Here is a 13,666-nt window from a genome sequence, read left to right as displayed (position 1 = left end):
ATGAGGTACCTTAATAGTGAAAACGATTTACATGACCCTGTAATTCATCAGCCATATCAAGTAACGTTTTAGCAGCAGAAGCTATGTCCTGCATCGAGGATAAAGTTTGTTCAGTTGAAGCTGCAACTTCCTCTGTAGCTGCTGCATTTAATTTAGCATGGTCTGATAGTTCAATGGCTGTAGCAGAGACTTCCTCCACGACTGCTGACATTTCTTGAGCGGAAGCCGAAATATCCTCCATTTTTGGTGCGATGTTTCGAAGGCTTGCAATAATATTCGCAAATTTTTTATTCGTTTCCTCCGTTAGTTGTAAGCCTTCTTGGACATCTGAAGATGCTTTTACCATTGTTTGTACAGATTTAGCGGTATCTTGTTGAATAGTTGTAATGAGTGCAGAAATTTGTTCTGCTGAGTGATGTGATTGCTCTGCTAACTTTCGAACTTCGTCAGCCACTACGGCAAAGCCTTTTCCATGCTCTCCTGCTCTTGCTGCCTCTATAGCAGCATTCAGGGCAAGTAAATTTGTTTGGTCTGAAATCGCACTAATCATTTCCAAAATGGAGCCAATTTCTTTTGTGCGATCATAAAGTGTCTTAATCATTGTATCTGATTGTGTAACAGACTCATGAATCGAATTCATCTGCCTAACGGTTTGTTCGACAGCTTGACCGCCTTCCTCTGCCAATTGGATAGCGTGGCTAGAAAGATCAGATACCTGCATAGAACTATCTGCAACTTCCACAACCCCTTTAGCAATTTCCTCCACGGAAATCGCATTTTGGTCAATAGCAGTAGTTTGTTTCTCTGTACTGATAGCCATCTGTTTTACGGCGTCAGCAACCTGCTCAGAGGCAGCAATATTTTGCTCAGCATTTGCAGATAAATCTTGAGCAGATGTTTGTACATGCTGCGAGCTTTGGTCCACGTTGCGAATCAGTTTTTTTAAGCTCACCTTCATAGAGATAAAGGCTTCACCAAGTTGTCCAATTTCATCCTTAGAATGAATATCTATAAACTCAGTTAAATCGCCTTCACTAATTTTTAAGGCGCTATGTTTCAGCTTATTGATTGGATTAACAACAGATTTAATCATAAAGAGCATGAAAATCACACCAACTACAATTGAGACAACAATGATTATTAAGTTGATATTTAATGTGGAGGCAGCTGCTTTTGCTGCTTCTGCGGTAAACATTGTACCAATAACCTTCCAACCTGTAAGCTCATTAGTAACAAACTGTAAATGACGATCTCTTTCAATAATCGTCCCGCTTTCTTGTTCATAAACTTTCGCGATATAGTTTTCTGTTGCCTCAGTACCACTTTCCGTATCAGGCTGAGCAATATAGATTTTATTGTTATCTAAAAGAGAGGCATAGCCTGTTTCGCCGATGCGTATTTCATTCGTAATGTCGCTTAATGTAGAGATATTTAAATCTATTCCTATTACACCTGAACCATCTGGTAGAGCTTGAGTGATGGTAATGACAATATCGTCTGTAGATTTTGAAACATAAGGTGCGGTAATTGAGACTTGGCCATTATTTTCTAAAGCCTGCTTATACCAAGGTCTTGTACGAGGGTCAAAGTCATCCGCATACACTTGAACAGGTTCATCCAGTAGTTTCCCATCAGCAGTACCAATATAAATAAGGTCAACTTCAGGGTGCATATTCACATATTCCTGTAGAAGGGATTTAAGCTCAGGAATTTTATTTTCCTGCAAATAAGATTGATTAAACTTTTTTGAGAAATATTCCACATCTTTCAATTTTGGTTCAATCGTGTTCGTAATATTTGTATTGAGTATGCGCACGCTTTCAGTTGCACTAGCTTGCTGTTCTTCTGAAATTTGCTTTTCAGCGCTTTGGTACGACACTATTCCAATTAACAGTGTTGGAATGAGAAGCATTGCTAAAAACGAAAAAATAAGCTTTTTTCTGACACTTAGTTGTTTCACTTGTATTATCCTCACATAACATTTTTTATTCTATACTTTTCCCTATAAGGTAAATAATTCTCATTCTAACAGAAATAAAGTAAAAGGTAAGCCCTAATAGATATTATTATCAATTTTTAGAAATTTCGCTAAACAGATTTGTTAGAAGCTATATAATGCTTTGATTTGTTGTATACTAAATTCATAAAAGAGGAGGGGATAGAGTCATGATTCATCAAATTGGACAAGTCATGTTATATGTTAACGACCAAGATGCTGCAGTGAAATTTTGGACAGAAAAAGTAGGGTTTATTATTAAAAACGAGCAGGAAGAGGCGGGAATGCGTTGGATTGAAATTGCACCGTCGAAGGAAGCTCAAACATCCTTTGTGCTACACAATAAAGAAATCATTGCTAAAATGCAGCCAGAATTAAATTTAGGAACACCCTCTATTATGTTTTACGCTGACCAAATTGAAGAAATGTATCAGGATTTTCAGGCAAAGGGCATTAAAGTGGGCGATTTAGTCATGATGCCAATGGGTAGAGTTTTTAATTTTGCTGATCCAGAAAGCAACTACTTTGCATTAGTTGAAAAATAATAATAAATGAATGAATCTGCTTATTTTTGTCGTGAAGTAGGCAAAAATAAGCAGATTCCTGTTTAATATCTTCTTATATAAATATGAGTTAGTTCTCTATGATAAATCTTCTCCGAAAATACTAACCGTTTGTCGATCTACTACAAATTCGTGGCCATTCCATTTTAATATATTTTCCACATATCCTAAGCCATCAGCATGGTACCTACCTGCAATCTCTTGATACGCTAAAATTTCATAGGTCCCATCCCGATCATAATCAACAGGATATAATCCGCTAATTGGGTCAACCCAGCCTTCAATCGGTTGCTTTAATGTCCCATCTGGATGATAGATTTCTGCTAAATATTCCGGGCCTTTATATTGTAAATCAAGTATATATTTTTTTGCAGGAGCCTTACTTTGAACAACTGCCTTATAGTTGTTGGCATAATTGACAGTATATTGGAGCTTAGTATTAAATGATTCTGTGTCAAAAATGGAATGCACCTGATTATTCGTAGAGGAGAATATTTCCCCGTTAATAATTCCTCCGCTACCTCCTGTATCAGAAATAACCATGATATCCTCAATATGATTACCAGTAAAATCTCCTAGAAAAATGGTTGGGTGATAGCCCACATTTTCTTTTAGTGGGATTTGTTCGATTCGCCCTGTTTGCCCATAAAAAATGGTTAAGGTTATGTTTTCCCATAAAGGGCTACCAGGCTTTTGAGTCCCCATTAAAAAAATAGTTTCAAAGAAGCCATCCCCATTAATATCTCCAAATTTAGTTTGAATAACCTGTGGTGCTAAATGGGATGCGATGCCCGCACCTTGCGGAGAATTTATGTTATTAGTCATATATACACCTCTCTCATAGTCTTAGCATATGTTGTAAACAAAGCTTGGTGCATAAAAATTCGAATAGGTCTAAACCATATTAAACAGACAAAAAAACTTGAATTTCACCCATTGACATTTTTAAAGGTGATAAGTAATATAAATGTCAACGAATCAGAAAATTCAGTACCACATGTTATCTCACTACAAATTTGTAGCGCGGGATTTTTTTTATCATTAATCCTTAGTAAATATATAAGATTTATATATATTGGGAAGAAGGAGATTTTTTGAAGAATTTATTTGTTAAAACGGAGCAACAGCGATTTTGGTTAGATAAGTTAGAAGCCATCTCAAATCCTATAAAGGCCGAGGCAGCTGAGGTAGATGAACAATCTCGTTTCCCGTTTGAAGCACATCGACTACTCCAGCAAATTGGTTATCCGCAACTTACTTTACCGAAACAATATGGAGGAGAGGGCCTATCAGTCTATGACATGGTGCTTATACAAGAAACATTAGCAAGCTATGACGAGAATGCCTCGCTCTCCCTCGGATGGACATTAGGCGTTGTGGGCGAAATATATGCCACAAAATTATGGACGGAGGATTTATTAACGGCATTTGCAGAGGAAATAAAGAAAGGTGCCATGATTAATAGGGCTGTAAGTGAAGCAGCAACTGGGAGCCCAACACGTGGGGGGAGACCAGGAACAAATGCTGTTTCTATAAAAGACGGATGGCGCATAAATGGACGCAAAATCTTTACTACAGCTTCCCCAGTATTAGATTATTTCCTCACTTCGGCTTGGATTGAAGAGAAGCAACAAATTGGGTTCTTCCTCATCCATAAAGATTCAATAGGATTATCCATTGAGGAAAACTGGGAAATGTCTGCCATGCGAGGTACTAGCAGCCATGATCTCGTATTAAATGATGTCGTTGTGGCTAAAGATCACTTAGTCGAATTACCAAACCATCCTAGTGGCGGTAAAATAAATGGCTGGATTCTCCATATCCCGGCCACATACCTAGGAATTGCACAAGCTGCCCGTGACTATGCGGTACATTTCGCTAATCATCATCAACCTAATAGCTTGAATGCCCCGATCAGTACATTACCAAATGTTCAACAGCTTTTAGGAGACATCGAGTTAAAGCTTCATCAAGCACGCTTTGTCTTATATGGGGTAGCTGAGGCATACGATAATCCAGCAAGACGCGCCATTTTAACAAATGAAATGGCTGTTGCTAAACATACCGTAACGAATATCGCAATTGACATTGTTGATAAGGCGATGCGTGTAGTCGGGGCGAAAAGCTTACAATTGTCAAATCCGCTACAGCGCTATTATCGAAACGTACGTGCGGGGCTTCATAACCCACCAATGGATGATATGACCATAATTAAATTAGCTACGGCTGCTATCGAACAGCAGAAATTAAATGACCATCAATAATAATGTGGATAATAAGGAGAAATGTTACATGAAGAAGAATAAGATATTTCAATTAGCTGCGATTGGATTGGCTTCTGTCGCACTTTTAGCGGGCTGTAATTCTGGAAAGTCAGCTGATAAGAATTCAGATGATGGTGGCGAAGTTCGTACAATCAAAGTTGCCTATGATCAGGCCTCAAAGCCTATTAGTTATATAGATGATAATGGAAATCCAACAGGTTATGACGTAGAGGTAATGAAATTAGTAGATGAATTATTACCAGACTATCAATTTGAATATGTAGGAACGACAAGTGATGATTTATTAATTGGTGTAGAGCAAGGGAAATATCAGGTTGGGGTGAAAAACGCATTCTTTACACAGGAACGGACAGAGAAATTTATTTTCCCAAAGGAATTTTTAGGATTAAGTAGTGCAGGCCTAGTATTACGTAAAGAAGATGAAGGGATAAAGACATTAGCTGATTTTGCGAAAAAGGGCTATTCGTTGGCACCTATTGCAGCTAATAATGCGCAATACACAATTATTGATGAATATAATACGGCCAACCCTGACAATAAAGTAAAGCTTCAAGCGGGTGACGCATTTACAGTTGACGTTGTGCAGTGGGTAAATGAAGGGCGCGTCGATGGTGGCGTTATGATTGAAGGACCATTTAAACAGCAAGTACTTGCAGAAGATGGACCCTATAATAACTTAAAAGATGAAGTAGTCTATAATGAATTTTCTGTGATTAAAACATGGCCTCTTTTCAATAAAAAAGAACAAGAATTTGCGGATGCTTACGATAAAGCCATCGCTCAAATTAAAGAACAGAAGAAAACAAACGAATTGAGCACGAAATTCTATGGCCGTGATTTATTTGAAGTGTTAGAAACTGTTAATCGTTAATTTAAAGCATATTGACCATTATTAGGACTGTTGAGGCTGGCACGCTCAGCAGTCTTTATTCATAAAACAAAAGTTGGTGAGGAAATGGATAAATATTTTGACGCGACCTATATTTGGAGCGCGATCCCCGTCTTATTACCGTTTTTAAAAATCACGTTTTTAGTTGCAGGGTCCTCTATCGTCTTAGGCACAATATTTGGCTTATTACTAGCGGCAGCTAAGCTCTCTTCGGTCAAGCTATTAAGAAAATTAGCGAACCTGTATACGACGATTATGCGATGTACACCATCTATTGTTTTATTATTTCTTGTCTATTATGGTGTACCCGCATTAGCTGAAAACTTTGGTCTCAATCTCCATTCCATTGAAACGGCTATTTTCGTGGTAGTAACATTCACATTACAATTTGCAGCAATTATGTCAGAGGTGATGCGATCGGCTTATTTAGCCATTCCGAAAGGGCAGTTTGAAGCGGCTGTTAGTGTAGGGTTAACGCCCATACAAGCCTACCGAAGAATTATTTTCCCCCAGGCACTTGTCGTTGCATTACCCAACTTTGGAAATGGCATGATTGCTTTATTACAGGAAGGTGCCTTGGCCTATACGATCGGATTAATTGATATTGTAGGGAAGGCCAATTTAATTATAGCTAGTAATATTAATGCTCATGCCTTAGAGATTTATATCGCCTTGGCTATTATTTATTGGGTATTATCTATTATTATTGAAAAGATATTTACTATATTAGAAAAGATATTTGGCAGGGGTAAAAAGACCTTAGAAACAACGTAAGGAGGCGTAACCATGAATTATCAATTTTTACTTGAAACATTTTTCATTGCACTATCAGGTGTTCCCATCGCACTCCTTGTCACAGTTGTTGCTCTGTTCATTGCGCTGCCACTAGGATTTTTACTGGCGTTAACGAGGATTAACAAAATTCCAGTTGTACATCATTTAGCAAAGATCTACGTATCCTTTGTGCGAGGAACACCAATTATTATACAAATTTTCATTATTTATAGTAGTATTCCGCTTATGTTAAAAATTATTTTTGAAAAATATCAAATTCCATATGATATATATAAAATCAATCCAATATGGTATGCATTTATTGTGTTTGCATTCAGTTCAACAGCTATATTAATAGAGGTATTTCGTTCGGCGTTAAGTACCATTGAAAAGGGACAATTGGAGGCAGCATACTCAGTAGGTTTGACAACATTCCAAGCGTATACCCGAATCATTATTCCACAAGCATTAGTTGTTGCGCTACCGAATATTTGTACAGCGACAGTCAATTTGATTAAAGCAACTTCCTTAGGGTACGCAATGTCTCTACCTGAAATTACATTGAAGGCAAAGGTAGCTGCAAATGTCGGCTACAATTATGTGGAAGCCTATCTTGATATCTTTATTGTGTATTTAATTTTATGTAGCACAGTCGAATACTTGTTCAAGCGTTATGAAAAATATTTAAGCAAATACAAAGCGGCCAATGCCTAAGGGGTGAATGAGCATGTTAGAAATTAAAAATATTCATAAATCATTTGGTGAAAATGAAATTTTAAAGGGTGTAGATTTAGCTATCGATCAAGGTGATGTAGTCGTTATTCTAGGTCCTAGTGGCTCAGGAAAAACAACATTATTACGCTGTATCAATTTTTTAGAAAAAGCGGATCAAGGACATGCGACATTTGGAGATATTGAAGTGGATTTTCAACATGTAAAGAAAAAAGACGTACATGCAATTCGCCAGCGTGTGGCATTTGTCTTCCAAAACTATAATCTTTTCACGAATAAAACGGCATTAGAAAATGTCACAGAAGGGCTAATTATTGGACGAAAAGTTCCTAAGACAGAGGCAGTAGAAATTGGCAAAAGGGCTCTTGATAAAGTAGGCTTATCTGAAAAATATGACGCATATCCAAGTCAGTTATCGGGAGGTCAGCAACAACGGGTAGGGATTGCAAGGGCGGTAGCGTTGAATCCAGATATTATTTTATTCGATGAGCCAACGTCTGCACTTGACCCCGAACTAGTAGGCGAGGTACTACAGGTCATGAAAAATATTGCTGCTGAGGGGACAACAATGCTTGTGGTGACGCATGAAATGGGTTTTGCAAAAGACGTAGCAAACCGTGTTATCTTCATGGATGGAGGAGTTGTCGTAGAGGAAGGTAGCCCTCATGATATTTTTGTTAGCCCGAAAGAGGAACGGACGAAGAAATTTTTAAAACGTGTCATTCCAGAAGACTATACGTTCTATATTTAACGAGGATCATTTCCATTCGGACTAAGCTCCAATGTATACAGGGGTGTCGTCTGGAGCTTTGTAGCCCTGAATGGAAATCACTTCGTACATTCAACACTTCCCTATCATTGAAGGAAGTACGTTAATTTGTTGATGGAATAAATGTGTAACTCGTGCATAGCTCTTGTACAGGCTGTATAGAAATAGTTACGTTCTGTTTCTCGTGAATAGTTGGCGGCTGATGCATTATAGATCAGGACCGCGTCAAATTCGATCCCCTTTGCCATATAGGCGGGGAGTAATAATATACCCTTTTTAAATTGCTTAGTGTTGTGTGTAATAAGTTGAATATCAACGTGATTGCTTAATTGTTCAAACACTGCTGAGCATTCCGCTGCAGTTTTACAAATAACAGCGATCGTTTCAAATTTATGAGATAGGGTGTTGATGCTCTGGATAATATGTTTATTTAACTCCAATTCATTTGGCAAAATTGTAATCGAAGGTTCTAGACCATCTCGGTTAAACGCCTCTACTTCACTACCATCATTTAAAATTTTAGCCGTGAGCTGAATGATTTGCTTTGTCGAACGATAGCTTTTCGTTAAAATCATCTTTTCAGCATGCTCACCATATAATTGAGGGTCGAGCAGTGAAGGATTATCAAAGGTATGCGGATGTATAGTTTGATGGCCATCGCCTAAGATTGTCATACGCGCTTTAGGAAATAATTGCTGTAAGACGGTTAGTTGGAATGGAGAATAATCTTGTGCTTCATCAATTAATACATGGCGAATTGTCGTATTTGTTTGCTGACCTTCAATTTTATCCTGTAAATATAAAAACGGAGCTGCATCTTCATAAGCAATTAATCGTTTTGCTAAATTAGGAAGGGTGTTTTGGCAAATGTCCTCCCAATTGTCTGGGACAAGCTGCTGAAATTCTTGATAGAGAGAATTAGATATATCAAAGAGTTGACGATAGGTACCTAATATATGAACGAATCTTAATTGATTGACAGAGTTTCGTAAAGGTTTAAAATGTTTTTTTACAATTTGGCGCGCTAATTTTTTGCGTTCATGATCAAAATCATCAAATGAGTTTTCTGTATAGCGTCCCTCATATAAGAGCTCACTGTAAGACTTGGAGTAGTCTTCCTTGTCTAATAGCTCAGTCGCTTCTTCTACCCAATCCTTCGTACGTTCAGCCCTTTCAATTTTCGTTAATTGCTGTAATAACCATTCCTTCACTAATTGTAGGCGATTTGGTATCGACATGGAGGATGGGAAAGAATAAAAGAATTCAGTAATTTCCTGTGCAGTAATAATCCGTTCTCCACGAAAAACAATATTTTTAAATAATAAGCCTTTATTCGACAAATAGCTTACATATTGGTCGATCAATTGTTTGTAAGTCAGGCTTGCTTTAAATGAAATGCTATTTAATTTTGTTACATATTGAGCTTCATCTTTTTCTGTTAATAGATCTTCAAGCTGCTCATAAGGGTATTCTAATTGGAACTGACGACCTAAACGTTTTTCAGCATATTCAATAAACGTTAGTTGTTGCATATTGTCTTCACCTAAATCAGGTAGGACGGTATGGACATATTGATTAAAAAGTTGATTAGGCGTAATTAGTAAAATTTGATCTGCTGTCATTTCATTACGATATCGGTATAATAAATAAGCCACTCGTTGGAGTGCGACGGCCGTTTTACCACTACCCGCAACACCTTCTACTATGAGGTAACGTGAGTGGATATGGCGAATAATTTTGTTTTGTTCCGCTTGAATGGTTGCAACGATACTGCGAATATGTTCGTTTGCATTTTGTGCAAGGATATCGAGCAATAAGTCATCACCAATGGTTAGGCCTGTATTAAACATGGATTGTAGCTGACCATTTTTAATAATAAATTGCCGTTTAAGCAGCATCTCACCGTGAATATCCTCCGTTGTAGTTTCGTAGGAAGCTTCACCAGGAGTGCAATCATAATACATACTGGAAATGGGTGCACGCCAGTCATAAATGATGATGTTTTCATCTTGCTCATCCAAAAGTGTGGCAACACCTATATAAATTTTTAGAGGTTCAGGATGCTCACTTTGTAAAAAATCGATTCGTGCAAAATAGGGTGACTGCTGTAAACGTTCATAAACCTTTACATTTCGAATGGCCCTTTGCTGTGCAAGTTCTGAATCTGAAAGTAGCTCTACTTGTTGTTTAATAGCAAAAAATGTTTCATCAACATCCTCAGCAGTATCTAAATTGACTCTGACATCGTTCCAGAAAGTTTTCTTGATGGCGACAGCATTTTCTTTAAAGCCTTTTTCTTGAAGCAGTAATTCCTTCATTTTGTCATCAATGATATTTAAACAATGCTTAAGGTGCTGCTTTTCTTCCATCCACTCATGTTGATTTTCCAATGTCTACTCACATTCCTCTCCATAGTTTTTATCTTCGCTCGGCATGAACCCTTACCTATATAGATGGTGGGATGTAGGTAATTGTGATTCCTTTTCAATGGCTGAACACTGATCCTTTGAATAACTCGAAAGTCTTCAAACGTCATTATCTCAAGGAGATTTTGTATGGTGATTGAATCAGGAAATTTATCATACATCTACTTCGGTAAGAAGTATAGTCTAGTAATTTTTGTAAATTTATGATACAATAATGGTATAAGGTAATAAAATATTGATATGCATGGACTGCTCTACGAAAAGGTGGAGCAGTCTTTTTTATATGTAGAAAAGTCCGTAATTATTCCTGTTTTGAAAGAAATGATTATTAATTACGTGTCCTATTAGTAGAAATATATTTATTGGAATTATCAAAATATATTGACATTTTAAATTCTGTTTTTTATTCTTGTGTATAAAGTTTCCGTTAATCGGAACAGTTTTCCGTGTGACGGAAAATATGGTGTGTAATCACTTGCCTAATTGCTACGTTGTCTATGTCTCGGTTTAAAGAATAATAAATAGTAGGGGGAGACGGTTATGGTAAACCTGCATCAAGAAAAAAAAGAAGCTGAACCACGTATACAGGGAATTAATGCATTTGTATTAATGTTTATTATTATTTTAGTGATGTCGCTATTAACGTATATTTTACCAGCGGGACAGTATGAAAGAGTTGAGAGTAATGGGAGAATGGTTGTTGATCCGGAATCCTTTCAATACATAAGCTCAAATCCTGTTGGCTTCCTAGAAATATTTAATAGTGTGCATTTGGGGATGCTTGAGGGTGCTCCCATCATTTTATTTGTCTTTCTATTTGGTGGAGCTTTAGGGATCATGCAAAAAACGGGTGCCATTGATTCGTTTATTAAAGTGATGGCCTCTAAGTTTGGGAAAAAGGAGTACGTATTAATCCCTATTCTCGTATTAATATTTGCTAGTTTAGGAACATTAATTGGCTCTGCAGAGGATACGCTAGTATATATAGCCATCATTATCCCTTTAACAATGGCACTCGGTATGGATGCAATGACAGGCTTTGCTATCGTTATGCTCGGTACATTAGCAACGGGCTTTACATCGGGCATTACAAACCCTTTTAACATTGGTGTCGCTCAAACAATTGCCGAGCTTCCGATGTATTCAGGGATGTCATATCGAATAGTCGTGTTTGCCGTTTTTTATATTTTGACAGTCCTTTTTATATATAGACATGCTAAAAAAATAAAGAGCGACCCATCGAAAGGGATTTATGGAAAGTTTAATCCGGAGGAAAGTATAAAGATTGATCTGGACTTTAAAATAAGTACACGACATTTACTAGCATTATTTGTACTATTAGGTAATTTTGTTGCATTAATTGTAGGGGTAATAAAATTCCAATGGTATATAAGTGAAATTGGCGGAATCTTTTTATTAAGCAGTATTATTATGTCTATTATATGTAAGATTGGACCGAATAAAATGGCTGAAGGTTTTATTACGGGAGCTCGAGATATGGTAGAAGGGGCTCTAATCATTGGATTTGCCCAAACCATTTTAGTGATTACGACGAATGGAGGATTAATTGATACTATTCTGCATTTTGTTTCTAATGCCGTAAGTGTTCTACCAGCTTCAATAAATGCAGTAGGGATGTTTTTACTTCAGCTCTGCTTAAATTTCTTAGTACCATCTGGAAGTGGACAAGCAGCGTTAACAATGCCGATTATGACACCTTTAGCAGATTTAATTGGTGTAACTAGGCAAACAGCTGTACTGGCTTTCCAATTTGGTGATGGTATTTCAAATATGGTTATTCCAACGAGTGGGGTTTTATTAGCAGGATTAGCAATTGCAGGTATCCCATTTTCAAAATGGGTTAGATGGGTATTTCCTTATTTCCTTATACAGACATGCTTAGCAATTGTCTTATTAGTCATTGCACATCTCATAAACTATGGACCATTTTAATAATATAAATCATATAGTAGGAGTGATTAGATTGGTAGAAACAATTGATTTAAAACAACAGGTAATTAAATGGCGTCGGCATTTGCATATGTATCCAGAATTATCACATCAGGAGCATGAGACAGCCCGATATATTTATAATCAACTAGTAACGTTTCCACATTTAGAGGTGAAGCGTTTAACAGAGACGAGTGTATGTGCATTTTTAAAGGGGACGAAAACAGAAAATAAGGGGCATACCATTTTACTGCGAGCTGATATTGATGCATTGCCGATTGAAGAAGAAACGGATTTACTTTTTAAATCAACCAATCCTGGAGTCATGCATGCGTGTGGTCATGATGCCCATCCAGCGATGCTACTTGGTGCAGCAAAAGCATTGGCTGAGCGTGGGACTGATTTTTGTGGAGAAATTCGTTTTGTTTTTCAGCATGCTGAAGAGGTGACTCCTGGAGGAGCTGCTCAACTAGTAGCCCTAGGAATTGTAGAAAATGTCGATTATGCCTTTGCTCTACATGTGAGCCCTGATTATGAGGTAGGACAATTTGCTATGAAAGACGGTAAATTTACTGCAGCGGCAGATGATTTTGAAATTAAAATCTACGGTAGGGGCGGCCATGCGTCTACACCAGAGGTCGCTATAGATCCATTACTTATTGGTTCTGAAATAGTTGTAGCTCTGCAAACAATTGTGTCACGTAAAGTACCGAGTACACATGCGCCTGTTTTAACGGTGGCAAAATTTCATTGTGGAACGGCCTTAAATATTATTGCTGATACAGCAGAGCTTGGTGGAACGATTCGTTCACTAGATTCTACGATTCGTGTAGATGCGCGTAAACATTTAGAAAAGATAGCTACAAGTATTGCTTCCATGCACGGTGCAAAGGTAGAAATTAAATGGGAGCTAGGATGTCCCTCTGTTACAAATGATAAAGAGTTAACAGCGTTATCCCGCCGTATAGCTGGAGAGATTGTGGGAGATACAGGTGTGAAGGAGTTACCTGGACCAATGTTTGGTACAGAGGATTTCGCAGATTTTTCAGAAGTTGTTCCTTCATCGATGCAATTTATAGGGGTACATAACGAAGAGTTTGGAGAAGCGTACCCATTACACCATCCTCGTTTTAAAATTGATGAAGAAGCTCTAATTTATGGTGTTCGTTACTTTGAAAATATTGCACGAACACTATGTCCATAAGGGTGAAGTAAGCTAAAAATAATTCATATAGAAGGCATGAGTGCGATTTAGTACATGACTCATGCCTTTTAAATTGCT

General features: G+C 37.5%; 11 protein-coding genes. 8 read left to right on the top strand and 3 right to left on the bottom strand.

The window, feature by feature from the left end:
* Window positions 1–10 precede the first annotated feature (10 nt).
* A complete protein-coding gene (locus tag C9J29_RS21935) occupies window positions 11–1,960 on the bottom strand; it encodes a HAMP domain-containing methyl-accepting chemotaxis protein (RefSeq protein WP_090002655.1) in 1,950 nt (649 codons plus the stop codon).
* Window positions 1,961–2,166: 206 nt separating this feature from the next.
* On the opposite strand from C9J29_RS21935, the gene C9J29_RS21930 reads away from it, so the two are divergent.
* Window positions 2,167–2,541 (top strand): VOC family protein, encoded by a 375-nt coding sequence (locus C9J29_RS21930; protein ID WP_008180639.1) that lies wholly within the window; start codon window positions 2,167–2,169, stop codon window positions 2,539–2,541.
* 96 nt (window positions 2,542–2,637) lie between these two features.
* On the opposite strand, the gene C9J29_RS21925 is transcribed toward C9J29_RS21930, so the two are convergent.
* A complete protein-coding gene (locus C9J29_RS21925) occupies window positions 2,638–3,384 on the bottom strand; it encodes a hypothetical protein (protein WP_008180638.1) in 747 nt (248 codons plus the stop codon).
* A 269-nt stretch (window positions 3,385–3,653) separates the two neighbouring features.
* On the opposite strand from C9J29_RS21925, the gene C9J29_RS21920 reads away from it, so the two are divergent.
* From C9J29_RS21920 to C9J29_RS21900, 5 genes are all read left to right on the top strand, one after another.
* Complete coding sequence (locus tag C9J29_RS21920; RefSeq protein ID WP_008180637.1) at window positions 3,654–4,823, top strand: acyl-CoA dehydrogenase family protein; 1,170 nt, start codon at window positions 3,654–3,656, stop codon at window positions 4,821–4,823.
* Between the two features lie 28 nt (window positions 4,824–4,851).
* A complete protein-coding gene (locus tag C9J29_RS21915) occupies window positions 4,852–5,715 on the top strand; it encodes a transporter substrate-binding domain-containing protein (RefSeq protein WP_107922763.1) in 864 nt (287 codons plus the stop codon).
* An 84-nt stretch (window positions 5,716–5,799) separates the two neighbouring features.
* Window positions 5,800–6,507 (top strand): amino acid ABC transporter permease, encoded by a 708-nt coding sequence (locus C9J29_RS21910; RefSeq protein WP_025116503.1) that lies wholly within the window; start codon window positions 5,800–5,802, stop codon window positions 6,505–6,507.
* Between the two features lie 12 nt (window positions 6,508–6,519).
* Window positions 6,520–7,221, top strand: coding sequence for an amino acid ABC transporter permease (locus C9J29_RS21905; RefSeq protein ID WP_107922762.1), 702 nt, complete (start codon window positions 6,520–6,522; stop codon window positions 7,219–7,221).
* 13 nt (window positions 7,222–7,234) lie between these two features.
* Window positions 7,235–7,990 carry an amino acid ABC transporter ATP-binding protein gene (locus C9J29_RS21900; protein ID WP_008180632.1) on the top strand — a complete coding sequence of 252 codons (756 nt, stop codon included), beginning with the start codon at window positions 7,235–7,237 and terminating at the stop codon, window positions 7,988–7,990.
* 104 nt (window positions 7,991–8,094) lie between these two features.
* Here C9J29_RS21900 and helD read toward each other — a convergent pair whose 3' ends face one another.
* A complete protein-coding gene (gene helD / locus C9J29_RS21895) occupies window positions 8,095–10,398 on the bottom strand; it encodes an RNA polymerase recycling motor HelD (protein WP_107922761.1) in 2,304 nt (767 codons plus the stop codon).
* A 576-nt stretch (window positions 10,399–10,974) separates the two neighbouring features.
* Here helD and C9J29_RS21890 point away from each other — a divergent pair.
* Window positions 10,975–12,387, top strand: coding sequence for a YfcC family protein (locus C9J29_RS21890; protein WP_090002652.1), 1,413 nt, complete (start codon window positions 10,975–10,977; stop codon window positions 12,385–12,387).
* A 31-nt stretch (window positions 12,388–12,418) separates the two neighbouring features.
* A complete protein-coding gene (locus C9J29_RS21885; RefSeq protein WP_237068902.1) occupies window positions 12,419–13,588 on the top strand; it encodes a M20 metallopeptidase family protein in 1,170 nt (389 codons plus the stop codon).
* Window positions 13,589–13,666: the final 78 nt, after the last annotated feature.

This window comes from Lysinibacillus fusiformis, from assembly GCF_003049525.1.
GTDB lineage: Bacteria > Bacillota > Bacilli > Bacillales_A > Planococcaceae > Lysinibacillus > Lysinibacillus fusiformis.
This window is presented reverse-complemented; position numbering and strand designations above follow the sequence as displayed.

Coding starts and splice junctions, on each gene's coding strand:
- C9J29_RS21910 (WP_025116503.1), top strand. CDS start 5,800: ATGGATAAATATTTTGACGCGACCTATATTTGGAGCGCGATCCCCGTC.
- C9J29_RS21890 (WP_090002652.1), top strand. CDS start 10,975: ATGGTAAACCTGCATCAAGAAAAAAAAGAAGCTGAACCACGTATACAG.
- C9J29_RS21900 (WP_008180632.1), top strand. CDS start 7,235: ATGTTAGAAATTAAAAATATTCATAAATCATTTGGTGAAAATGAAATT.
- C9J29_RS21915 (WP_107922763.1), top strand. CDS start 4,852: ATGAAGAAGAATAAGATATTTCAATTAGCTGCGATTGGATTGGCTTCT.
- C9J29_RS21905 (WP_107922762.1), top strand. CDS start 6,520: ATGAATTATCAATTTTTACTTGAAACATTTTTCATTGCACTATCAGGT.
- C9J29_RS21925 (WP_008180638.1), bottom strand. CDS start 3,384: ATGACTAATAACATAAATTCTCCGCAAGGTGCGGGCATCGCATCCCAT.
- C9J29_RS21930 (WP_008180639.1), top strand. CDS start 2,167: ATGATTCATCAAATTGGACAAGTCATGTTATATGTTAACGACCAAGAT.